General features: G+C 40.5%; 22 protein-coding genes and 1 riboswitch. Of the genes, 19 read left to right on the top strand and 3 right to left on the bottom strand.

All coding sequences use genetic code 11. The annotated features are described in order from the left end of the window. Positions 1 to 29 precede the first annotated feature (29 nt). The 4 genes from thpR to AC1Q59_RS16950 all read left to right on the top strand — a co-directional run bounded on the left by thpR (position 30) and on the right by AC1Q59_RS16950 (position 4,868). Positions 30 to 602 carry an RNA 2',3'-cyclic phosphodiesterase gene (thpR, locus tag AC1Q59_RS16965; RefSeq protein WP_492367030.1) on the top strand — a complete coding sequence of 191 codons (573 nt, stop codon included), beginning with the start codon at positions 30 to 32 and terminating at the stop codon, positions 600 to 602. Between the two features lie 78 nt (positions 603 to 680). Then, a complete protein-coding gene (locus tag AC1Q59_RS16960) occupies positions 681 to 1,649 on the top strand; it encodes an NERD domain-containing protein (protein WP_492367029.1) in 969 nt (322 codons plus the stop codon). A gap of 129 nt (positions 1,650 to 1,778) precedes the next feature. Next, positions 1,779 to 3,929 (top strand): type I pullulanase, encoded by a 2,151-nt coding sequence (gene pulA / locus AC1Q59_RS16955; protein WP_492367028.1) that lies wholly within the window; start codon positions 1,779 to 1,781, stop codon positions 3,927 to 3,929. A gap of 159 nt (positions 3,930 to 4,088) precedes the next feature. Continuing rightward, positions 4,089 to 4,868, top strand: a complete 780-nt coding sequence (locus AC1Q59_RS16950; protein ID WP_492367086.1) for a phosphotransferase family protein — start codon at positions 4,089 to 4,091, stop codon at positions 4,866 to 4,868. Here AC1Q59_RS16950 and AC1Q59_RS16945 read toward each other — a convergent pair. Continuing rightward, positions 4,865 to 5,146: a YtzH-like family protein gene (locus tag AC1Q59_RS16945; protein ID WP_492367027.1), complete on the bottom strand. Its 282-nt coding sequence runs from the start codon at positions 5,144 to 5,146 to the stop codon at positions 4,865 to 4,867. The genes AC1Q59_RS16950 and AC1Q59_RS16945 overlap by 4 nt on opposite strands. A 230-nt stretch (positions 5,147 to 5,376) precedes the next feature. Between AC1Q59_RS16945 and trmB the strand changes: the two genes are divergently transcribed. The 3 genes from trmB (at position 5,377) to AC1Q59_RS16930 (ending at position 8,487) form a co-directional block, all read left to right on the top strand. Further along, positions 5,377 to 6,021: a tRNA (guanosine(46)-N7)-methyltransferase TrmB gene (trmB, locus tag AC1Q59_RS16940; protein ID WP_492367026.1), complete on the top strand. Its 645-nt coding sequence runs from the start codon at positions 5,377 to 5,379 to the stop codon at positions 6,019 to 6,021. Positions 6,022 to 6,250: 229 nt separating this feature from the next. Next, positions 6,251 to 7,621 carry a sigma-54 interaction domain-containing protein gene (locus tag AC1Q59_RS16935; protein WP_492367025.1) on the top strand — a complete coding sequence of 457 codons (1,371 nt, stop codon included), beginning with the start codon at positions 6,251 to 6,253 and terminating at the stop codon, positions 7,619 to 7,621. 62 nt (positions 7,622 to 7,683) lie between these two features. After that, a complete protein-coding gene (locus AC1Q59_RS16930) occupies positions 7,684 to 8,487 on the top strand; it encodes an enoyl-CoA hydratase/isomerase family protein (RefSeq protein WP_492367024.1) in 804 nt (267 codons plus the stop codon). Between the two features lie 21 nt (positions 8,488 to 8,508). Here the strand turns inward: AC1Q59_RS16930 and AC1Q59_RS16925 are convergent, their stop codons facing one another. Continuing rightward, positions 8,509 to 9,327 (bottom strand): DEAD/DEAH box helicase family protein, encoded by an 819-nt coding sequence (locus tag AC1Q59_RS16925; protein ID WP_492367023.1) that lies wholly within the window; start codon positions 9,325 to 9,327, stop codon positions 8,509 to 8,511. A gap of 111 nt (positions 9,328 to 9,438) precedes the next feature. Then, positions 9,439 to 9,538: riboswitch (SAM riboswitch) on the top strand. 372 nt (positions 9,539 to 9,910) lie between these two features. Between AC1Q59_RS16925 and AC1Q59_RS16920 the strand changes: the two genes are divergently transcribed. The 7 genes from AC1Q59_RS16920 (at position 9,911) to AC1Q59_RS16890 (ending at position 18,021) form a co-directional block, all read left to right on the top strand. Then, positions 9,911 to 10,675 (top strand): enoyl-CoA hydratase/isomerase family protein, encoded by a 765-nt coding sequence (locus AC1Q59_RS16920; RefSeq protein WP_492367022.1) that lies wholly within the window; start codon positions 9,911 to 9,913, stop codon positions 10,673 to 10,675. 13 nt (positions 10,676 to 10,688) lie between these two features. After that, complete coding sequence (locus AC1Q59_RS16915) at positions 10,689 to 11,531, top strand: 3-hydroxyacyl-CoA dehydrogenase NAD-binding domain-containing protein (RefSeq protein ID WP_492367021.1); 843 nt, start codon at positions 10,689 to 10,691, stop codon at positions 11,529 to 11,531. Between the two features lie 33 nt (positions 11,532 to 11,564). After that, the gene (locus AC1Q59_RS16910) at positions 11,565 to 13,142 is read left to right on the top strand and encodes a long-chain-fatty-acid--CoA ligase (protein ID WP_492367020.1); all 1,578 of its coding nucleotides are present in this window, start codon (positions 11,565 to 11,567) and stop codon (positions 13,140 to 13,142) included. Then, complete coding sequence (locus AC1Q59_RS16905; protein WP_492367019.1) at positions 13,139 to 14,308, top strand: acyl-CoA dehydrogenase family protein; 1,170 nt, start codon at positions 13,139 to 13,141, stop codon at positions 14,306 to 14,308. Before AC1Q59_RS16910 ends, AC1Q59_RS16905 begins: the two co-directional genes overlap by 4 nt. After that, on the top strand, positions 14,308 to 15,009 hold the full coding sequence (locus AC1Q59_RS16900; RefSeq protein ID WP_492367018.1) for an alpha/beta fold hydrolase: 702 nt from the start codon (positions 14,308 to 14,310) through the stop codon (positions 15,007 to 15,009). Before AC1Q59_RS16905 ends, AC1Q59_RS16900 begins: the two co-directional genes overlap by 1 nt. A 75-nt stretch (positions 15,010 to 15,084) precedes the next feature. Further along, positions 15,085 to 16,458 (top strand): hypothetical protein, encoded by a 1,374-nt coding sequence (locus AC1Q59_RS16895; protein WP_492367017.1) that lies wholly within the window; start codon positions 15,085 to 15,087, stop codon positions 16,456 to 16,458. A 132-nt stretch (positions 16,459 to 16,590) separates the two neighbouring features. Further along, positions 16,591 to 18,021, top strand: a complete 1,431-nt coding sequence (locus AC1Q59_RS16890) for an NAD-dependent succinate-semialdehyde dehydrogenase (RefSeq protein WP_492367016.1) — start codon at positions 16,591 to 16,593, stop codon at positions 18,019 to 18,021. 146 nt (positions 18,022 to 18,167) lie between these two features. Here the strand turns inward: AC1Q59_RS16890 and AC1Q59_RS16885 are convergent, their stop codons facing one another. Further along, on the bottom strand, positions 18,168 to 18,482 hold the full coding sequence (locus AC1Q59_RS16885) for a PepSY domain-containing protein (RefSeq protein ID WP_492367015.1): 315 nt from the start codon (positions 18,480 to 18,482) through the stop codon (positions 18,168 to 18,170). A 182-nt stretch (positions 18,483 to 18,664) separates the two neighbouring features. Here AC1Q59_RS16885 and AC1Q59_RS16880 point away from each other — a divergent pair, with 182 nt between their 5' ends. The 5 genes from AC1Q59_RS16880 to AC1Q59_RS16860 all read left to right on the top strand — a co-directional run bounded on the left by AC1Q59_RS16880 (position 18,665) and on the right by AC1Q59_RS16860 (position 22,824). Further along, a complete protein-coding gene (locus AC1Q59_RS16880) occupies positions 18,665 to 19,738 on the top strand; it encodes a M42 family metallopeptidase (protein WP_492367014.1) in 1,074 nt (357 codons plus the stop codon). 68 nt (positions 19,739 to 19,806) lie between these two features. Next, positions 19,807 to 20,334 carry a DUF84 family protein gene (locus tag AC1Q59_RS16875; RefSeq protein ID WP_492367013.1) on the top strand — a complete coding sequence of 176 codons (528 nt, stop codon included), beginning with the start codon at positions 19,807 to 19,809 and terminating at the stop codon, positions 20,332 to 20,334. Positions 20,335 to 20,486: 152 nt separating this feature from the next. Next, complete coding sequence (locus AC1Q59_RS16870) at positions 20,487 to 20,993, top strand: hypothetical protein (protein WP_492367012.1); 507 nt, start codon at positions 20,487 to 20,489, stop codon at positions 20,991 to 20,993. 149 nt (positions 20,994 to 21,142) lie between these two features. Beyond that, positions 21,143 to 21,325, top strand: coding sequence for a hypothetical protein (locus AC1Q59_RS16865; protein ID WP_492367011.1), 183 nt, complete (start codon positions 21,143 to 21,145; stop codon positions 21,323 to 21,325). 2 nt (positions 21,326 to 21,327) lie between these two features. Next, a complete protein-coding gene (locus AC1Q59_RS16860; protein ID WP_492367010.1) occupies positions 21,328 to 22,824 on the top strand; it encodes a sodium:solute symporter family protein in 1,497 nt (498 codons plus the stop codon). Positions 22,825 to 22,828: the final 4 nt, after the last annotated feature.

Raw genomic sequence — 22,828 nt, 5'->3', positions numbered from 1 at the left:
AAGTTAAATAAGTTAAACGGAGGTTCGTAATGGAAAATAGTCCGCATTTCTTCTTTGCTGTGAGTTTGCCAATAGAGACAAAGCAGCAAATTGAAAACGCATGTCTTGGTTTAAAAGAACTTTTACCATTTAAACGCTGGGTTCATCATGAAGACTACCATATTACGCTTGCTTTTTTAGGGTCTGCACCAAATGATAAACTTCTCCTTGCCAAGGAACATGTCAAAGAAGGATTACATGGACAGCCTGGTTTTTCCCTGAAGATGCATAGTATTGGAACCTTTGGCAAAGCAGATTCGCCAAGGATATTTTGGGCAGATACATATGAGGATAACAAGCTTGCTGATATACGCAGCATTGTCTATCATGCTTGTACAGATGCAGGATTTGAACTGGAAAAAAGGCCATTTCGGCCCCATATTACGCTGGCGAGAAAGTGGGCAGGAGACGAGCCGCTGCACAAAGAGTTATTGGAAAAATATAATCCTTTCAAACAGTCATCAATGTCTTTTTCAGCAAATGAAGTGGTTTTATATCAGACACATTTAGACAGGACGCCAAAATATGAAAGGATTGCCACCTTTCCTTTATCGTCCGAATAAACTAATTATACAGAAGAACACTTAAAAAGGATTATGTGGAATAAAATGGGGTAAACAGAGAAAACGAGGAATGAAAAAATGGGACAGCTGATTAAATTGCAGGATTATGTTTCACGCTATGAACAGGATATTTATCTATATCCTTCACGTTTTGTAAGACTTAAGAAACAGCATTGGGAGAAGCTGAAGATGGCTTGGGAAAATAACGATCATGCCATCTTTTCTCCAAGTGTGGAATTGCAAACGAAGAACAACGAATGGCATACGGAAGAAAAACAGCCTTTTATTAGTAAAATAAAGGGATTTCTCAAACCTGGAAAGCAGGAAGAAGAGGAGGATTCAGCACCGCAAAAAACAGCTATAGAAGAGACAGGGGAACAAGAGCCCTTTAAATTCGAGACCAATTTTTCCTATCGGCCTGATACTGTCGAAGATCTGAAATATCAATTTCTTGATCAATTATTTCGCTTTCAGATGAAATGGGCCAGTTCAACAATCCTGGAAAAATCGTTCGTTGAGAAGAAATTTTATTATGATACAAGATTAAAATATTTTCTGCAGAGATTTCCTGATACCTATCTTGTTCTCTTTAAGCCGCTATTTTTATTAAAAAAGGCACCGATTGAGCTCGAAACTATGATGATCGGACCTACGGGTATCTGGTGCGTGAGCTTCCTTGAAGAGGAGGATATGTCTGTATTTCTTGGATCAAAAGAAAAGTTTTGGGTGAAACGCGGAAAAACGGAGGAGAAAAGGGTTCTAAACCCCCTTCTAGCTTTAAACCGGACAGGTAAAATTGCTCAGCAAATTTTAAAATTAGAAGGAATTGATTTTCCAGTTTATAAGCTATTAATATCTCGGAACGGCTATATCGATTTTCCATCTTCGCCCTATGATATTCAAATTATTGAAAAGCGAAATTACGAGGAATGGTTTAGCAATATGAGGAAATTGCGCTCTCCGCTTAAGCACGTCCAGTTAAAAGGTGCCAAGGCCCTGCTGCAGCACTGCCAAACAACCTCCATCCGAAGGCCAGACTGGGACTAATGTGTTTAGCGCGCTAAAGCAACGGGGGCCTGACCCCCAACAGTTTACAGCGTTAAAGCAACGGGGGCCTGACCCCCAATGGTTTACAGCGTTAAAGCGTGGAATTTGCCGGAAAAGGGTGTTGTGTAAATGGATTCCATGGAACGTGATTTTTATGCTTATTTAGATGAATTGGACATTGTTACTGTGCTGATCCCATTTGGTAATCAGAGGGGCAGTTCTGTTACTTTTTGTTTAAAGGATGATCGCAGTGGTCGATTATCTCAGTTGGATATTATCGAGCAGATTCCTTTAAAGGATGCCATGAAATATATTTGCCGTCTTAATGAGGAAATTGAGATTGGCGAACAATATTGGGTTATTGACGAGCACGGGCAAAAAACAGACATGCAAATCGGAGCGGTTATTCGAACGCAAGAATTTGATGAGAGATTCTTCTATGATGGTCCCCTCGGTATTTCTTATTCTAAGGAAACAACAGAGTTTCGCCTTTGGGCGCCAAGTGCGTCTGATGTGCGTCTTAGGCTTGTTGCTCCTGACAGCCATAATGAACATGCTAAAGAATATCCATTAACGCGAAAAGCTAAAGGTGTCTGGGTAATTCAAATTAGCGGGGACCTGGAAGGTTTTCGCTACTATTATCTTGTATGTGTGAATAGGCAATGGAAAGAAGCTGTTGACCCCTACGCATCGGCTGTCAGCGTGAATGGGGAACATGGAATGGTCATTGATATGAAAAAAACGAGACAGCAAAAACCCCCTTTGCCCCCATTAGACCTTCCTGGCGATGCAATTATCTATGAAACCCATATAAGAGATCTCACGGTGCATCCCAATAGCGGGATAGTCAAAAAAGGAACCTATCTTGGTGCAGCTGAATTAAACACGATGAATGGAAAGGGCATGGCCACAGGCCTATCCTATATGAAAGAGCTCGGTGTGACCCATATTGAATTTCTTCCTGTACATGATTTTGCCGGAGTAGATGAGCACAACGTTACAAGAGAATACAATTGGGGCTATAATCCGCTCCATTTTAATGCGCCAGATGGGAGTTATTCGTCAGACCCGGCGAATCCTTATGCAAGAATTAAAGAATTAAAGAAACTGATACGTTCCATCCATTCACAGGGACTTAGGGTCATTATGGATGTCGTTTATAATCATGTCTATATTAGAGAGTCATCATCTTTTGAGAAAATTGTTCCCGGGTATTTTTTTCGCCACGATTCTTACGGAATGCCGTCGAATGGAACAGGGGTGGGCAACGATTTTGCTTCGGAAAGACTTATGGCAAGAAAGTTCATTATTGATTCCTGTCTATTCTGGCTAAAGGAATATCAGATTGATGGGTTCCGTTTTGATTTAATGGGGATTCTTGATGTTACGACTATGAATCAAATCAGAAAAGCCGTTCATTCCATTGATCCAGATGTGCTGATAATTGGAGAAGGCTGGGACTTGAATACCCCGATTCCGCAGCATCAAAAAGCAAACATCCGCAACCAGGAAAGACTCCCCGGGATTGGTCAATTTAATGATTGGTTCAGGGATACGATTAAAGGAAGCACCTTCAATCTTTATGATAGAGGATACGCACTTGGAAATGAATATTATTATCAGGCAGCAAAAGAAGTGCTAGCAGGGAGCATCGGTATAGAAAAAAAGGAAAAAGGGCTGTTCGATTCACCGCTGCAATCGGTTAATTATGTGGAATCACATGACAATCATACATTATGGGATAAACTTTCGGTTTGTTCAAAGAATTTGACAGAAGAGATGAGGATGAAGCAGCATCGGCTTGCGACCGTCATGGTCCTCCTTGCACAGGGAATCCCGTTTTTGCATAGCGGACAGGAGTTCTTCCGGACAAAGCAAGGAATTGGCAATAGCTATCGCTCATCTGATGAAATTAATCAGCTGAATTGGGATCGGAAAAATAAATATATTAAAAACGTCCAGTATATTCATGGGATGATCAGGATTCGAAAGTCCCATAAAGCCTTTAGGCTCACCAAGGCAGAGTTTATTCGATCACATATGAAATTTTTGCCCCTGGAGGCTCCTGTTATTGGGTTTACTCTTAGTGATGTAGGGGCATATGGGAAGTGGGATCGCATTATGGTCATTTTGAACCCCAGCTTCGAACAGAAAACGTGTGAAATTGAAGGAATATGGGAGGTTCTTGCCGATGAAAATCGCTCAGGAACCGTACCGATAAGAAGCGCTCAAGGGCCGATAAAGCTGTTGCCCATCAGTTCGTATGTTTTCGTACAATAATATGGCATGTAAGCTTTTCTATAAATAGCTTGACGGCTTAAGCATGTTGGAGCTAAAATTTATTAAGATAGCTATTGTGGGAAAGGGAAACAATAGCTTTTTTTCTTTTATTCAATCCTGCTTTTTGCAGGTTTGCTACTAAATTGCAGGTGAACAATGTTGGAATATTTATTTGGACAAGAGTGGGAGATAAGTCCCGCTGGGGGCGCGACTGGGGAAGCTTTTGTCGCTAAACACGAAGAAAACAAGCTATTCCTAAAAAGGAATTCTTCTCCTTTTCTTGCCGTACTTTCTGCAGAAGGTATTGTGCCAAAGCTTATTTGGACTAAGAGGCTTGAAAACGGCGATGTTATAACAGCACAGCAATGGCTAAATGGAAGAGAGCTTAAGCAATCTGAGATGAACCATAAAAGAGTGGCAAGCCTCCTAAGAAAGATCCACAGTTCAAAGCCTCTGGCCACCATGCTTAAAAGAATCGGAAAAGCTTCGATAGGTCCTGAAATGCTTCTTCAGGCAATTGAGGAAGGGCTGGATGCTGATCTTAAAGAGCATGTCATGGTTTCCAAGTCAATTGAATTTTTAAAAAATGAAGTTGAAAATATCCAATGTGAAGAAAAGACTGTTTGCCATTGCGATGTCAATCACAACAACTGGCTGCTGACAGATGACAACCAGCTGTTCTTAATTGACTGGGATGGAGCGATGATCGCAGATCCTGCCATTGATTTGGGCATGTTATTATACTGGTATATCCCTAAACAGGAATGGTCTAATTGGATTGAACTCTATGGCAAGACCTTAACAGAAGATCTGATGTTTAGGATGAAATGGTATGTCATTGCTCAGACCCTGACTTCGATTCAATTGCATAAGAACAAGCTGAGGCTGGCAGAAATGAATAAATCGCTCGAATTCCTTGATGTGCTTTACGAGTCTTAAGAAAATTGATCAATACTGCTAACCCATTGTGACAAATTTTGCTGATGGGATTCAATATGATCATCAAGGTGCGGAGTATTGACTCCGTTTTGACTGTAATAATAAATTTCTTCTAATGTTGCAAGTGTCTCGCTATCCAATTCTGGATGAGTCGTCATTAAAGATTTGACCAGCCGCTGTAATTGCTGGCATTCAGAAACAGATCCGCAACAATCGGCTTGATGGTTGCTTAATATATCTTTTAACAGATTCAGCTTATCCTGATGGCTGATCGGCATAATCTTGAATCTCCTTTCTTCTTTTGAAAGCAGAAATTTTAAAAGGATTCACATGTTAGGTTGTGAATCCTTTTTTAATTTATGCATGCGTGCGCAGTTTAATAAGGAAAGTTAAACTTTCAATTTCCGGAATTGGCCATCTATTGGCTTCTGCCTTTAAACTTGCATCTTGCATCCAAGGTTTTCGCGTGATATTGTTTGAACGAAATACATTTTAGGAGTTGTAAAGAATGCGTCAAAGAAACAAGCCATGGGCGAAGGAAAAACTTGCAAGCTATCCGCAATATGTCATTTCCTCCCCTGAAAGCTATAAAGGAAAGTGGCAGGAGGCTTTTGAAAAGGAGCAGCCGCTGCATATTGAAATTGGCACAGGAAAAGGCCGCTTTATTACTGGAATGGCAAAAGAAAATCCGCATATCAACTATATTGGCATCGAACTCCAGGATAGTGTGATCGTGACTGCGCTCGATCGGATCATTGAGGATGAGCTGCCTAATATCAAGCTAATCATTGTCAATGCTGAAGATCTCCAGAAGTTTTTTGAACAGGGAGAAGTAGACCGTGTCTATTTAAATTTCTCCGATCCATGGCCGAAAAAACGTCATGCCAAAAGAAGATTAACCTATAAAAACTTCTTGCAGATATACGAAAACATCCTTGTTGATGAAGGAGAAATCCACTTTAAAACGGACAATCAGGGTCTATTTGAATACTCGCTTATCAGCTTTTCTGAATACGGGCTCCTGTTGAAATATATAAGCCTTGACCTTCATAACAGTGATTTTGAAGGAAACATTATGACGGAATACGAAGAGAAATTCTCGCAAAAGGGAAACCGTATTTATAGATGCGAGGTTCAATATAGAAAGAAATAGTCTTTTCCTAAAGTTTAATGTAAATTTTTACTATTTGGTTGATTGGAGCGGAAATCAACGGCCAAATTCAAATCAGAGTCTATCTGAAAAGAAAGCGCATGAACACAATTGTTCATGCGTTTTTCTTTTTAAAGGAAAAGTCTGCAGGAAGATGTTTGTGCTATAATTTAATCAGGATACAGAATTTTCAGACGCATATGGAACATTAATCATTGAAGGAGCCGATTTAATGAGATTAGAGAAGCATTTATTATCTATCTTAGAATCCCTCCATGATGCAGTTATAGTCATAACAATGGACAGTACCATCGTTTATGTGAATAAGGCTTATTCCTTGCAATTTGGCGTTGCTGCAAACAAAATTATCGGCAAAAAGCTAAGGGATATTGAGAAAAAGTCAAGGATATTAGAGGTATTAAAGACTAAGAAGCCGCTCATCAATGATTGCAGCTATGTTCATTCCCTTCAAAAGGATGTGTGCGCCAATATCACCCCTCTGATTGAGAATGGAGAGATGATTGGCGTTGTAACGATCATGAAGGATATTTCTGAACTGACCATGATGCAGGATGAATTAACGAAATATAAAAGTGATGTAACTAAACTCCGGGAGCAGTTAGACAGAAGAAACTTCTTTAAGCTGGAAAGTCAATCGCAAGTGATGAAAAAAGCCGTACAGTTAACCAAAAATGTCTCTAATACGGATGCAACGGTTATCCTTTATGGCGAAAGCGGTGTCGGCAAGGAAATATTTGCAACAGCCCTCCATGAATCAAGCAAACGAAATTCTAAGCCATATGTAGCGATAAATATAGCCTCCATCCCTGATGCCTTATTTGAAAGCGAGATGTTTGGCTATGAAGAGGGCTCATTTACAGGTTCTAGAAAGGGCGGGAAAAAGGGGCTTTTAGAATTGGCCAACGGCGGGACACTGTTTCTCGATGAGATTGGTGAAATGCCATTAAGTGTTCAGGCGAAGCTTTTAAGAGTCATCCAGGAGAGGAAATATCAAAAAGTGGGCGGAACAAAGCTGCATCCCATTGATGTGCGAATTATTTGCGCCACCCACAGAAATTTGAAGGAAATGATCAAACAAGGCAAGTTTAGGGAGGATTTGTTTTATAGAATCAATGTTGTCCCGATTTATATCCCGCCTCTTCGAGAGCGGAAAGAAGATCTAGAGTTTTTGGCAAATAATATTATCCATGATTTATGCTTGAAATATGGAAAGCATGTCAGGATTGACGAAGAGATTTTCAACTTTATGAAACAATACGATTGGCCAGGTAATGTAAGAGAGCTCGTTAATGTGCTGGAAAGAATGATGGCTGTTTGTACAAAATCAATTCTTGAACCTGCTGATCTTCCCGACTATTTGCTACATAAACAGCCTGTCCTAACAGCGGAAGCGGATTACTCTGCTTTTGTGCAGGTATCCGCTAAAGGGTCAAAAAAGCTTCATGAAATATTGGAAGATACAGAAAAGGAACATATCGAATTTGTCATGAAGAACAGCAAAAATAAAACAGAGGCTATACAGGAATTAGGAATCAGCCGAAAGGCTTTCTATGCCAAACTAAGAAAATATGCTATCAAATAATATTTTTCTGGCATAAAACTTGCAAAAGTCTTTAGTGAGTAAAAAGCTGAGGGGGTCTCACAATGAAAGTTGATATTCAAAGAATGGAAGCGGAGCAAGCAAAAATTATTCTGCAGGAAACAGCGGGACTTGCCATTATAACCATCCACAGGCCGCAAAAAAGAAATGCCTTAACGGCAAAAATGTGGAAGCATTTATCAAAGATAGGAAGGGAAATATTAGATAATCCCAAAAATAAGGTTGTCTTGCTAAGAGGGGCAGGGGAACAGTTCACAGCGGGGTCTGATATTGCTGAATTTCACCAAATGACACTTGAGGAAGCTGAAGAATCCTTTGTCCTGATGGAAGAGGCAATCTCAACATTTGAAAGCTTGCCGATTCCAACCATTGGTGTGATAAATGGGCCGGCTATGGGAGCGGGCCTTGAGCTTGCTCTTGCCTGTGATTTGAGAATTGGGTCGGAGAAATCTAAGCTTGGCATTCCAGTTGGAAGATTAGGAATTACACTTAGCAATAAATTTGCCCAGCGGTTAGTTGACTTAATTGGCCCAAGCCTGACAAAGGACTTGGTCTATACAGGAAGAGTATTAAAGGCAGAAGAAGCATATAGGCTGGGCATGCTCAACTATTTAGTCGATGAGAATAATCTTGACCGGTATGCCATACGGATGGGGAAATTGGTTGCAGCACAATCGCCTGCATCACTGCTAGCTGTAAAAAATTCTGTAAGCGCGTGTGTGAACAGTGTTCCCACAATGTGGGAAGGCAACCAGAAGTTTGTTGATACACATGATTTTCCTGAAGGTGTAGCAGCCTTTGTGGAAAAAAGAATTCCGCGTTTTCCCCGCAGGACTCCGGCAAACTAAAGTTTAAAAAGGAAGCTCAATTCAAGTTTGAGCTTCCTTTTTTATTGCTCTATGTATTAAAATATCGATTGAGTAAAGCTCGATATTCAGCTTCTGCAAAAATTGATCATGAATTTCTTGCTGAAGCTTTTCCATTACATCTATTAAGCGTGTCGTCACCGGATATTTAATGGTTATTTTTATGCTTAAAGCAGGCAGCTGCTGAAGGCTGATCGATACAGATTCACATTTTTCTACCTGTTCATGATTCTTACAGATGATCTCAACCATGTCATGATAGGCTCTTTTATATATTTTTATCGATCCCCGGTGGAAATCTGGGTGGACAATGGTTGTTTCTCCAATTCTCTCTTTTTTCGGCGAAAAAATTTCAACCCCTTTGATTATGAGTTTCTTAAAAAGATTCTGCTCAACCTGTTTGTAAGGAATGGGGATTACATGTTTCCCTTCTGTGTTTCTGATAAATTGTGCAATCTTGATTTCACTGGATGAGCGGATATCTTCAATGTGATAAAACTTCTTTATTGCTCCTAATTCCAAACGGTCAGCGATCATTTTGACCATTTTGTCCGAGGTGCCGATAATAAGTATTTTACTTATAAAGTGATTTTTGATTGCGTTTTGGACCTCAACTTTATGCTGATCATCATTGAATGTGGCTCTTTTAACAGCTGATATGGTGTTCTTTTCAAATTTTGCAGAGGTTCCGGCTATTTTATGTCCATTTAGAATCAGGAGCCCATCATCAATGATAGCGGGGATCTTTTTTTTGTATGCAAAGGATAAAGCACTTGTACTTTTACCAGTACCGCTCTTTCCACTTAGTGTATAAACTTCCATTGTACCCTCCCTTTTCCAAAATATTTAAAACGAATGTTTAAAATATATTGACTTTTGTTAAATATCATTATAAAGTAATAAGCAGATTTAGTGAAACTTAATAATCTAGTTTTCTTATCAAGAGAGGTTGAGGGACTGGCCCGATGACGCCTCGGCAACGGACATCTATGCACCGTGCCAATTCCAGCAAGCAAGGCTTGAAAGATAAGAAGAGGACTTAAATTTGTGTATTGCAACCTCTTCTTTCAGAAGAGGTTTTTCTATTTTCATGCCAAGAATATTTGATAGAGTCAGTACATACCATGTTGTATTCCTCAAGAGATTCAGTCATCAAGACTCGCTTTTTCAGTTATTTTTTAGAGAAATCCCAGTTTTTTTATTGGAATAGTAATTTATTGAGAATGAACACTTTACTCATTTGATTATTTGTATCCTTTTGAAACAGTTGTTTCTAAAAGAAACAAGTTTATTTCTTTTGGAAACAACTTTAAACGGAAAGTTCGAAATATTGTGCGATTTACCCCTAAGAACTTGGCATGAAAATTGCAAAATTAATAGCTATAAAAGAATAGGAGTGATTTCTGTGACAAAGGTAAGATATGAAGAACAGAATCGAGTTGGAATCATAACGATTGACTCACCGCCTGTAAACCCGCTTGATCGTGAGGTATTGGATCAGCTTGAAAGTACTATTAAACAAATTGGCTCACATATTAACGCGGTAATCGTTACGGGAGCTGGAGAAAAAGCATTTGTTGCGGGAGCTGACATTAAAGAATTCCCTGGATTGACACAGGAGACAGGGGAGGCACTTGTTAAAAGAGGACAATCTATTTTCCAGGCATTATCTGAATTAAAGCAGCCTGTCATTGCTGCGATAGATGGTTTCACATTAGGCGGCGGATTAGAATTAGCCCTTGCATGTGATATTCGCGTGGCAACTGCCCGCTCTCAGTTTGGGCTGCCAGAAGTTAAACTTGGCATTATTCCTGGATATGGCGGTACACAAAGATTGCCTAGATTAATAGGTGTTGGAAAGGCATTACAGCTTATTTTATCTGGAGAGTTCATCACAGCAGAAAAGGCTCAAGCGATCGGCCTGGTAGAAGAGGTAACAGAAACAGATGCATTAGGCAAAGCTTTAGAACTTGCGAATGTGATTTCATCAAGAGGGCCAATTGCCGTTAAAAAGGCAAAAGAAGCAGTTCTTAAGGGAATTGAAGGCACTTTGCAAGAAGGATTAGATATTGAAGCAAAATTATTTGGAGAACTTTGCACAACGGAAGATAAGGATGAAGGTGTTGCAGCGTTCTTCGAAAAAAGAAATCCAGTATTCACAGGAAACTAAGGAGGAAAAAAACATGAAGAAAATTGCAGTTATTGGATTTGGAACAATGGGATCAGGGATTTCACAAGTATGCGTGGAAAGCGGGTATCAAGTAACAGCAATCGAGCAAGAGCAAGCCTATTTTGAACGAGGGCGTGCGCAAATTAATAAAAACTGGAATCGTGCGATTGAAAAGGGAAGAATCGATGAAGCGAAAAAAGCTGAATATGAGCAATTACTGACACTTTCTACCGAATGGGAATCCATTTCTGATGCGGACTTCGTTATTGAGGCTGTAAGTGAAGATATTGAATTAAAGAAAAACATCTTCAAAAGAATCAGTGAGCTGGTAGACGAACAGACAATTGTTGTTAGTAATACATCTGGTTTAAGTATCACAGAAATCGCCAGTGTGATTAAAAATCCTGGAAGAGTCATGGGCTTCCATTTCTTTAATCCAGTGCCAGTTATGAAATTAGTTGAGCTGATTAAGGGCTATGATACGGCAGAAGAAACGTATGAGAAATCAAAGCAATTGGTTGAATCTCTTGGTAAAGAGCCTGTAACAGTAAAAGAATCGCCATTATTTGCCGTTAACCGGATTCTTGTTCCAATGATCAATGAGGCCATCTTTGTTCTGCAGGAAGGTGTAGCAACAGCCGAGGATATTGATAAAGGCATGAAGCTTGGTGCCAACCATCCGATCGGACCTCTTGCGCTGGCAGATTTAATTGGTCTGGACACCCTTTTATTTGTTCAGGACTCTTTATATGAGGAAACACAGGATTCTAAATACCGCTCTGCACCGCTATTGAGAAAACTGGTTCGCGCCGGCCATCTTGGCAGAAAAACTGGAAAAGGATTTTTCGAATATTGATAGATTAAAAAGATGATAGAAGGAGGCAAATAAATGAGTACTACCATTGGAGAAATTATTGAATGGTCTGCTGCAAACTACCCGAATAAAACAGGGCTTGTATACAAGGAAAAGGGTCAAAAGTTTACCTTTCATGAACTAAATGAAAAAGTAAATCAGTTTGCTTCCGCACTTACACAACTTGGAGTAAAAAAAGGTGACGTTGTTTCCGTTTTCCTTTATAACAACAGTGAATTTGTTATTACTCAATTTGCCGCAGCAAAACTAGGTGCTGTGTTTAATCCAATCAATTACCGCTTAACAGCCCATGAGCTCCAATTTATTTTAAATGATGCCGGTTCAAAGGTTCTTCTTTTTGAAAAAGAGGTGGCCGGCATTGTTGAGGAAACAAAAGGTTTAGGGGTTAATGTTGACCATTATATTTTTACGGATGAACAAGCACCGGAATTTGCCCTTGATTTTTATAAGCTGCTTGATAAAGGCGAGCCCTCTCCGCCAAGTACTGATGTAACTGAAAATGATATTTATATCATGATGTATACAAGCGGCACAACTGGAAAGCCAAAAGGGGTCCTCCATAAGCATAGAGATATGGTTCATCATTGCTTCTTGATGATTGAATGCAATAAGTTTAATAAAAATGATATCGGGCTTACTGTTGCGCCATTAAATCATACGGCGGAATTGCATACAGCCTTTTTGCCAAGATTGATGGTAGGTGCAACTACATATGTTCATCATCAATTTGTTGCTGAGGATGTACTAAAGACGATTGAGGAAGAAAAAATCACCTCTATTTTTGCCGCTCCTACCATGGTGAATATGCTGCTGAATGTAAAGAACTTCGATCAATACGACCTTTCTAGCCTTAGAGTCCTAGGTTATGGCGGTGCTTCTATGGCTCCGGTATTGATTAAAAGATTTCAAGAACGAACAGGTGCCGATTTAGTGCAGATGTTTGGAACAACGGAAATGGGACCAGTGATGAGTGTCCTTTATCCGGATGAACAATTAGAAAGAGCAGGTTCAGCAGGAAAAGCGATTCTTACCCATCAAATGAAAATTGCCCGCATTCAAGAGGATGGCAGCCCAACAGATCCTAGGGATGAATGTGAAGTGGGTGAAATCGGGGAGATCTTAGTCAAAGGTCCTTGTATGATGAAGGAATATTACAAGCGTCCGGATGCTACGGAAAAGGCGCTAGCTTATGGCTGGTATCATACTGGTGACATGGGCTATGTAGATGAAGACGGCTATATATGGATTAAAGACCGGATGGATTTCATGATCAATACAGGCGCTGAAAATGTTTATCCCCGAGAAGTGGAAGATACAATTCAAGAGCATGAGGATGTCGTTGAAGTAGCAGTTGTCGGTAAGCCTGACCCAGCTTGGGGTCAGATTGTTGTTGCCTTTGTAGTTAAAAAAGATGGCAGTTTGATCACAGAAAAGGATTTAGATCAGTTTCTATTAGAAGGCAAAAAATTAGCCAAATATAAACGTCCAAGAGAATATCACTTTGTCGAAAGTCTTCCAAAGACAACCAGCGGAAAGCTTCAGAAATTTGTACTGGCGAATGAACTTAGGGCAGAAAAGGGGAACGTGAAATGACAACAGAAATAGTGCAAAACAGCTTCTTCGATCTTTCCGATGAACATTTGCAGATCAAGCAGGAAATTCACCGCCTTGCACAAGAACGCATTAAGCCAAGGGCAAAAGAGATTGATGAACAGGGCGTTTATCCAATGGATATTCTGCAGCTGCTATCTGAATATGGATACATTGGGGCAAATATGCCTGAAGAGTATGGCGGGCTTGGCTTAGACCTTCTAAGCTTTTGCCTGATTGTTGAAGAGATTGCACGCGTGTGCGCTTCATCTTCACAGGTGGCTGTTGTCCAGGAGTTAGGTACATTACCGATTATGATTGGCGGAAGCAAGGAACTAAAGCAAAGATATCTGCCCGATCTTGCCTCAGGGAAAAAGATTGCTGCTTATGCATTGACGGAGCCAAACGCTGGATCGGATGTAAGAAGCCTAAAAACACGCGCAGAGCGGGATGGAGATTCCTATATTATCAATGGCCAGAAAATGTTTATCTCTAACGGCGGTGTCGCAGATATTTATTCTGTTTTTGCCCAAACAGACAAGGGCATTACAGCTTTTGTTGTAGAAAAAGATACTCCTGGCTTTGAGGTAGGAAAATTGGAAAAGAAAATGGGGATTAAAGGATCTCCAACAGCTCAGCTATTTTTTGAAAATTGCCGTGTGCCAGCAGAAAACAGAATTGGAGAAGAAGGAGAAGGCTGGCTGATTGCTATGAAAACCTTTGATAAGTCAAGGCCAACTGTTGCTGCACAGGCTTTGGGGATTGCGCAAGGGGCATTTGATGTAGCTTTAGAATATGTTCAGGAACGTGAGCAGTTTGGCAAAAACATTTCTTCTTTCCAAGGAGTTCAGTTTATGCTGGCTGATATGGCAACGCAAATCGAAGCTGCCCGCGGACTTGTCTATAAAGCTGCTTCCAAAGTGAATGAATTAACCGCTACCGGAAAAAATCCTGAATTGACAAAAGGGTCCTCAATGGCAAAAATGTTTGCATCCGATACAGCTATGAAAGTAACAACAGATGCGGTTCAGCTTTTGGGCGGATATGGATTTATCCATGAGTATGAAGTGGAAAGAATGATGCGTGATGCAAAAATTACACAAATTTATGAAGGAACAAACCAAATTCAAAGAGTTGTCATTGCTAGAAATCTATTAGGAGGAAGGTAATGGGAAACTATAAAATCTTATTTATTCACGGAGCAGGCGGCACAAAGAGCAAATGGCGGACGATAAAGGACTACCCTGAGATCTCTAATTATGAAGCGATCGATCTTCCAGGACATGGCGAAAATGAATTCAACCTTATTTCCTCCGTTCAGGACTATGCGGCGTCTATTGATCAGACGATTCAGGAAGATACAATTGTGGTTGGACATTCAATGGGGGGATTGATTGCCCTTGAATTGGCTGCAAGGAACAGTCGTGTAAAAGCAGTTGTTCTGGCAGCAAGCTTCTACGAATTGCCTGTACATCCAAAAATTCTTGGCAGTCTGGCTGATGGGGAATTTCCAGAATCCTTATTTAACGCTTCCTACTATCGCAATGTAAGCCAGCAGCTGCTTCAGGAAGAGAAAGAAGAATTAAATTTGGTGCCTGTAGAAATTACACATGCAGATTTTAAAGCATGCAATGATTACAAGGAAGGCGGTGACATTCTCGAAAGCTTAAAGATTCCGGTATATGCGATTCTTGGCAAGCAAGATAAGCTATTGCCTAAGGAACCAGCAGAGAGCCTGAAAAAACTAAATCCGGCCATCAATATTATTGAAATTGATGAGTCCGGGCACTATATCATGCTGGAACAGCCAGAAAAATTTGCTGAAGCATTGACGAAGGTAATCCAAGAATTAGAAAAGCAGACAGTATAGGAAGACAGATGGGTTTGTTGAATTTGAAAGTTTATTATGAATGATCCTATTGTTTTGATGGAGGAGTGAAAGGAAATGGGATTGTATCGAAAACGAAATGATGGCAGTGAACAGCCATATGCCGCTGGACCCCTAAAGATTAGGGTGCCTTTTGTTCACTATAAGTTTGAATTTCCTGATTGGCTTCAGGGTGCTATTTTATGTGTAGTTCCAATGGGCATCACAGCTGTAATGATGGATGTCCTAGGCATTCCATTTGAATTAGCAATCGCCTTTGTTATTATTAACAATTTTCTTTACCTTCTCCACACACATTTCGGCGACCCATCGATTGCTGGCTGGATTACTGCAGGAATTCCGCTGTATGTGGGATTCCTGACCGGCTTCCCTGAAGGGGATGCCAGAATTCTGGCCTTAATAGCATTGCAGCTGACTGTAGCCTTGATATTTTTGCTTATGGGTTTATTTAAAGGAGCAGACATCCTTGTTAAACGGCTGCCCATTTCGCTTAAGGCGGGAATTCTCCTAGGTGCTGGGTTTGCAGCCATCTTCGGTGAATTCTCCGCAAATGGCCGGGTGTGGACAATGCCAATTACTATTTTGCTAGGTGCGGCGTTTGGTTTCTTTATGATGTTTTCACAAACAGCGGAGCCCTTACGAAAAAAGTACTCAATGTTCCGCTATATTGCACAGTTCGGGATAGCGATTCCATTCGCCCTATCCTATGTAATAGGAATTGTGATAGGCGAGGTGCAGCCGCCGCAGGTCACATGGAATTTCGTTCCGCTGCCAATTGGTGAAATTATTGCGAATTACAGTGTGTTTGGTCTTGGATTTCCGCCGTTTGAATATTTTATAAAGGCGCTTCCATTGGCGATTGCTGCTTATATTATTGCTTTCGGTGATATTCTTGTAGTAAGCTCGTTAATCAATAAAGCAAATGAAGTACGCAAGGATGAGAAGATTGTCTTTAGCGCAAGCAGAAACAGCATCATTGTTTCCATTAGAAACTTTATTGAAGGCTTGTTCATGCCGTACCTGCCTTTAGCCGGCCCGCAATGGACGGCAGGCCAAGTGCTTGTTGTTAACAGATACATGAACAACAGCAGAAAGGTAGTAGACAGCTACTGGGGCGGGGCAACTGGGATATTCTGGGGGATGAGTATTGCCCTTATGCTTGGGCCTGTTGTGTCCATATTTAAGCCAGGCATCAATATTGGAATGGCCCTGACTATGCTCATACAAGGCTATTTGTGCGGTTACCTGGCGATGGATGTCCTTAAAGAAAAAGGCAATCTAGAAAAAGGAATTGCGGTAATTATCGGTGCTGTCCTTGCATCAAAGGGCGCTGCCTGGGGTCTGGGAGTAGGAATTATCCTATGGCTTCTCCTGGAGAAAAACTGGGTTAAGGGAACGGCCGAAGAAGAAAGCGAAACAAAAACCGCTTAACGCTTGTAGAACCAAAAATCTGAATGTTATGATAAAAGAGAGAAGAATGGATTCTTCTCTCTTTCTATTAATATAGAAAAATAATATGACTTTAAACACCTAAAAGCTATGCAAAATAAAGGAGGAAATACTGTGCTTTACATTAATGGGGAATGGGTTGAATCTGAAACACATCGTTCTTTTCCGGTCTATAATCCTGCAAATGGAGAAGAAATCAAAACAGTAGCAGATGGGACACGAAATGATGCAAAAAGAGCCATTGAGGCTGCTGCCAGCAGTTTTAAAAGCTGGTCCAAACTAACAGCTTATGAACGTTCTGGCTACCTATATAAAGCCTATAACATTATGATGGAAAGAAAAGAGGAGCTAGCCCGTTTAATGACCATCGAACAGGGGAAACCGCTAAAGGCCGCCCGCAATGAAGTTCAATACGGGGCAGATTTCCTTTTATGGTATGCCGAAGAGGCCAAAAGGGTATATGGAGAGATTATTCCGTCGTCAAGAAAGGATCAAAGATTTTTAGCACTCCGCCAGCCTGTTGGAGTGGTAGGTGCCATTACACCATGGAATTACCCTGTTTCTATGATTACCAGAAAGCTGGCTCCTGCCCTTGCTGCAGGATGTACGGTTGTTTTAAAGCCAGCTGAAGAAACTCCTCTTTGCGCAGCTGAAGTGTTTAAGGTACTGGCTGATGCAGGAATTCCTAACGGAGTCATCAATTTAATCAGTTCAAGTAATCCAGAAGAAATTGGCGATGAATTATTAACAAATAAATCTGTAAAGAAGATTACTTTTACAGGATCCACTGAGGTTGGAAAGCTATTGGCTGAAAAGGCTGCCAGAAATGTGAAAAGGATTTCTATGGAATTGGGAGGACACGCACCATTTATCGTTTATGATGATGCGGATCCAGTCCATGCAGCAAAAGGTGTATCATTAGTGAAGTTCCTAAATACGGGACAGGCATGCATCAGTCCAAACCGAATTTTTGTTCAGCGGTCCATTGCTGAAACCTTTACCAAAACATTGATTGAACGAGTGGCAAAAATGAGAGCCGGCAACGGACTGGAAGATGGAATCAGCATAGGCCCGCTTGTCAATGAAGCTGCAGTGGCAAAAGTTGATGAACAAGTAAAGGACGCTGTTGAAAAGGGTGCAGCCATAGAATCTGGCGGAAACAGACTAGTGGAAAATGGACTAGACAAAGGAAATTATTATGCTCCGACTGTTTTATCCGGAGTTAATAAAGATATGAAGATATTTAGAGAAGAAACATTTGGTCCGGTTGCACCGATTATTATTTTTGATACAGACGAAGAAGTCATCGAGATGGCCAATGATACAAATTACGGCCTAGCAGCCTATGTATATACAAACAATCTATCAAAGGCAATGAAAGCATTTGAAGATTTAAATTTTGGCATTATAGGAATCAATGATATTAACCCTACATCAGCAGCAGCGCCATTTGGCGGAATGAATGAAAGCGGACTTGGAAGAGAAGGCGGCAGAGAGGGAATTGAAGAATATTTAGAAACAAAGCTCGGCGGATTTTCAATCTAAAAGCGCAAGGCGCCCGTTTAGCGAAGTACATTAACCGCTGGCGCCTGGAGCTGGATAATTACCAAAGTTGAGAGATTATACTTTCTTTAATATGAAGCAATAAAGGCAGGTCCTTTGTCTTGGAAGACATAGGGCCTGTCCTTTTTTTACGACAATTTCTTTGCGTCTAAAATAGTGCCAGTGTCTTTATCTGCGACAAATTCATATTGAACGATTTCGTCGCCTTCTTTTCTGGAAATTCCCCCGCGATACACGTTGTAATGAAGTTGATCATTTTGATATGGCTCAGGCTTCATTTGAATCCAGGATCCGCTGATTTGTCCGTCAGCCATAAAAGCTGCCTTTGCATTTGCTAAGGCTTTTTCAGGAGTTACTGCTGCCTTTTGCGTGAGGAGTTCTCTAACCGCATATCCTCCTGCTATACCAACTCCTGCACCTAATAAAAACGATTTCCAGTTCATAAACACTCCCCCAGTGGAAAAAATATAAAAGAAATAACATATTCAAGATAATATTTTTATTATTTCTACTCTTTCATCTTACCAGAGTTAAAGCCAGGATAAAACCGAAAGAGTGGTAAGACTTGTGAAAGTTAAGTAAAATAATTATATACATAATGTCTCTATAAAAAAGGAGTTTAAACATGAACGAGAAAACTTTGCAGCTTTTTAAAACATTAACCGAACTGCCAGGTGCATCAGGAAACGAGCATTTCGTGCGTAATTTTATGCGTGAAGAGTTATCAAAGTATGCAGATGAAATCGTCCAGGATAAACTAGGAAGTATTTTTGGCGTAAAAAAGGGAACAGATAACGGACCGACTATCATGGTTGCCGGCCACATGGATGAGGTTGGCTTTATGGTAACGTCGATTACGGACAATGGAATGATTCGCTTTCAGACATTAGGGGGCTGGTGGAGTCAGGTTCTTCTGGCACAAAGGGTTCAAATTATCACAGACAATGGACCGATCATTGGGGTGATTGGCTCTATTCCTCCACATCTTTTAAACGAAGAAAAGCGCAGCAAGCCAATGGAAATATCTAATATGCTCATTGATATTGGCGCAGATGACAGGGAGGATGCGAAAACCATCGGTATTAAACCAGGTCAGCAAATTATCCCTATCTGTCCATTTACACCTATGGCGAATGAAAAGAAAATATTGGCGAAAGCTTGGGATAATCGTTATGGCTGCGGCCTTGCAATTGAACTCCTCCAGGAGATTAAGGATGAAAAACTGCCAAATATTCTATACTCAGGTGCAACCGTACAGGAAGAAGTAGGCCTTCGCGGTGCCCAGACTGCATCGAATATGATTAATCCAGATTTATTCTTTGCTTTAGATGCAAGCCCTGCAAATGATATGACTGGGGATAAAAATGAATTTGGCCAGTTAGGGAAGGGGACGCTTCTGCGGATATTTGACCGTTCCATGGTAACACACCGCGGAATGAGAGAATTTGTCCTGGATACAGCAGAATCAAATAATATCCCATATCAGTATTTTGTTTCTCAGGGAGGAACGGATGCCGGACGTGTTCATTTATCCAATGAAGGGGTCCCAAGTGCGGTTATTGGAATTTGTTCACGCTATATTCATACACATGCTTCTATTATTCATGTGGATGATTATGCGGCAGCAAAAGAGTTATTAGTTAAGCTTGTTAAATCTTGTGACCGTACAACAGTTGATTCTATTCGACGAAATAGCTAATTTTTAAAGGCAGCTTATAGTTGCCTTTTTCTCGTGCGTCAAAACAAATTTAGAAAGGACTTTTTACCATGGAAATCATCATTGGATCAAAGAACCCAGCTAAAATAAAAGCCGTTGAAGCTGTTTTTCAGCCTTATAATGCTGAGGTTATCCCCTATAATGTCGCATCTGGAGTGAGTGAACAGCCTTTTTCAGATGAAGAAACAATCAAGGGTGCTATCAATCGGGCAGTTACCGCTTTGCAGGAAGCCGAAGGAGAAATTGGGATTGGCTTAGAGGGAGGCGTCCAGGAAACAGAATTTGGTCTATTCCTTTGCAACTGGGGAGCTCTCGCGGAATCTGGGAAACCGCCTATTATTGCCGGCGGTGCAAGAATACCGCTCCCTGCAGAAGTTGCAGAGAGACTGCGTGCCGGAAATGAGCTGGGTCCTGTTATGGAAAGCTTCACACACAAGGATGATGTAAGGAAGAAAGAAGGGGCGATCGGAATTTTTACTGACGGCCAGATAAGCCGGGCAGAAATGTTCACGCATGTCACAAAGCTTTTGCTTGGCCAATATGAATACAGAAAAAAGATGGAGACACCTCCTGAATAAGGCAGCAGCTTTTATTTTTTATCGTTTTGTCTTAGGAATCAGCAGACATGTATATTTTTCCAGAGCTTGATAAAGTGCTAAAGGTTGTCAGACTATTTGATGAAGCGTATGATAGAAAACGTGAAAACCCTTTCGGGGAGGAGGAATAGGGTGTGAAACGTTTTTTAAAAGCTGCACTGCTTTTCACTATGGCATTAATGCTGCTAAGTGCTTGTTCCGCTTCTGTAAAGGAAGAACAAAACGGTGCCAAAGACGCTGTCAGTGAAGGATTAAAAAGTGGCATAAAAAAAGCCAACGAGCAAAATGAGGATATTGAATACTATCTTCCTTTTGGATATGAAGTGAAAGAGGAAGAACCAAATAATATTATTTTGAAAAATGGTTCGAAAACATATATCCTTTTCTATAATCAGCATGAAAACCCTGACAGTAAAGTAGTATATAATGCAACAATAAAACAAAGTGAATTTAATTACAATGAAACATTTGAAGAAAATGGAAGCTTTGCATTCCTGCTGGTCAAGAATACAGATGACAACATGCATGAATTGACAGTTGGAGTCGGCGGAGTAAAAATGACAACACAAGTAAAGACTAAAAACTTATCTGCAGAAGCAGCAGCCATGATTGAAATGGTTAGATCAGTAAAAATGAAATAATTACAGTGAGGATCCCCTGTGAAATTAGCAGCGGGATCTTTTTTTTTATTTTAACAGGTGTCTTTACATATGTAATTAAGCGCGTATAATTAAGGGCGTGGTTAAAGAACAGAGTTTGGACTAATACTTTTACTAGAGGTGATATCTTTATGGACTCACGTGAAATAAAATGGGGTTTGCTTATTCTGTTTATTGTTTTGCTAGGCTATCTTTTGCCATATACTGTTTTCACTGAAACGCCCCATTGGTATGGAAGCTTTTTGCTGTGGTCGTTACTAGCATTAGCCATCATTGTTATTAATTATCTTTTTACAAGGAATTGGGGTGAGTAGCGTTGAGCACAAACATGGTTTGGTGGACTATTGTCATTTATATCATTATTTCTTTAATTATAGCTTTTTTATCCAGGAGCGGGAAACAAACAAGTATGGAAAGCTATTTTCTTGGAGACAGAAAATTAAATGGATTTGTTTCAGCCTTAAGCTATAGTGCAACAACCTACAGTGCCTTTATGCTGGTCGGTCTCGCTGGATTAACCTATAAAGGCGGTATTGGAGCCTACGGATTTGAAATTATTTATTTTATGGGTGTGTCATTGGTAGCATTCTTTGGTCCAAGGTTCTGGCTGGCTGGGAAAAAATATGGCTATGTATCACCTTCTGAGATGCTTGGCGACCGCTATGATAATAAAAAAGTTGCGGCGGTTGTATCGATTTTCAGCTGCCTTTTCCTGATTCCCTATAGCGCCGTACAGCTTGCTGGGGTAGGATATCTTTTATCTGGAATGACAAATAATGCGATTTCATTTACAACAGGTGTCATTATTTCAACGATCCTTGCCATCGTTTTTTCTTATATTGCAGGGATACGATCGGTGGCCTGGACGGACTCATTACAAGCATTATTTATGATTATTACTGCAACGATCGTTGTCCTTTTAATCATTAATGGGCTGGGAGGATTTGGGCAATTTTTTCAAACCCTTGCAGCCAAACAGCCAGAAAGTCTAACTGTCCCAGGCAATGGCTTTTTTAGCTTTTTAACCTTTTTAGGATTAACCATCCCATGGTTTTTCTTCAGTTTGTCTAATCCGCAGGTTAGCCAGAGATTATTCATGCCATCCTCCTTAAAAAGTTTGAGGACAATGCTGATGGGCTTTTTAATCTTTGGGTTTATTTATACAATTGTTTCAATCGTTTGGGGTTTTTCAGCATCCATTATGTTCCCGGATTTAGAAAATGCCGATCTTGCCACTCCGAAGGTTTTGTCATCGGATTTAGTTCCGCCTATCCTTGGAGTGATTGTTATGGTGGGAATTTTGGCTGCAGCGGTGTCCACGATTGATTCGATCCTGCTTACATTGTCTTCTCTTATCGCAAGAGATGTTTACGGGAATATGAAAAAAGAGGCAAGCGAAATGAAGCAGCTTCAAATAGGGAAAATTGTCATACCGGTTATTGCTATATTGGCGTTTCTGTTCGCTCAAATCAATGCTAATCTCATTGCGGTCTTATCTGTGGCATCTTCAGCTGGATTGCTTGTTGCTGTTCCCGCTATTATTGGGGCTTTCTTTTGGAAGAGAGGAACAGCTGCCGGTGTCATAACCAGTGTGGTTGTCAGCGGTTTAGTTGTAATAATTTTAGAGTTTGCAAAATTAAAGCCATTCGGCCTAGCATCAGGATTATGGGGAATTGCTTTATCAACCATTCTTTTTATTTTCGTTAGTTTAATGACGAAAGCTCCAGAAAAGAAAGCAGATGAATTTATAAGCTATATAAGAAGTGAGATGAAAAATACTAGCGGAAAAAACTCCAGGCAAATAAAAGCTTGACCCA

This window comes from Cytobacillus sp. MT66 (genome assembly GCF_058792595.1).
Note: the sequence above shows the minus strand (reverse complement) of the source record. Positions and strands in the feature narration are given on the sequence as shown.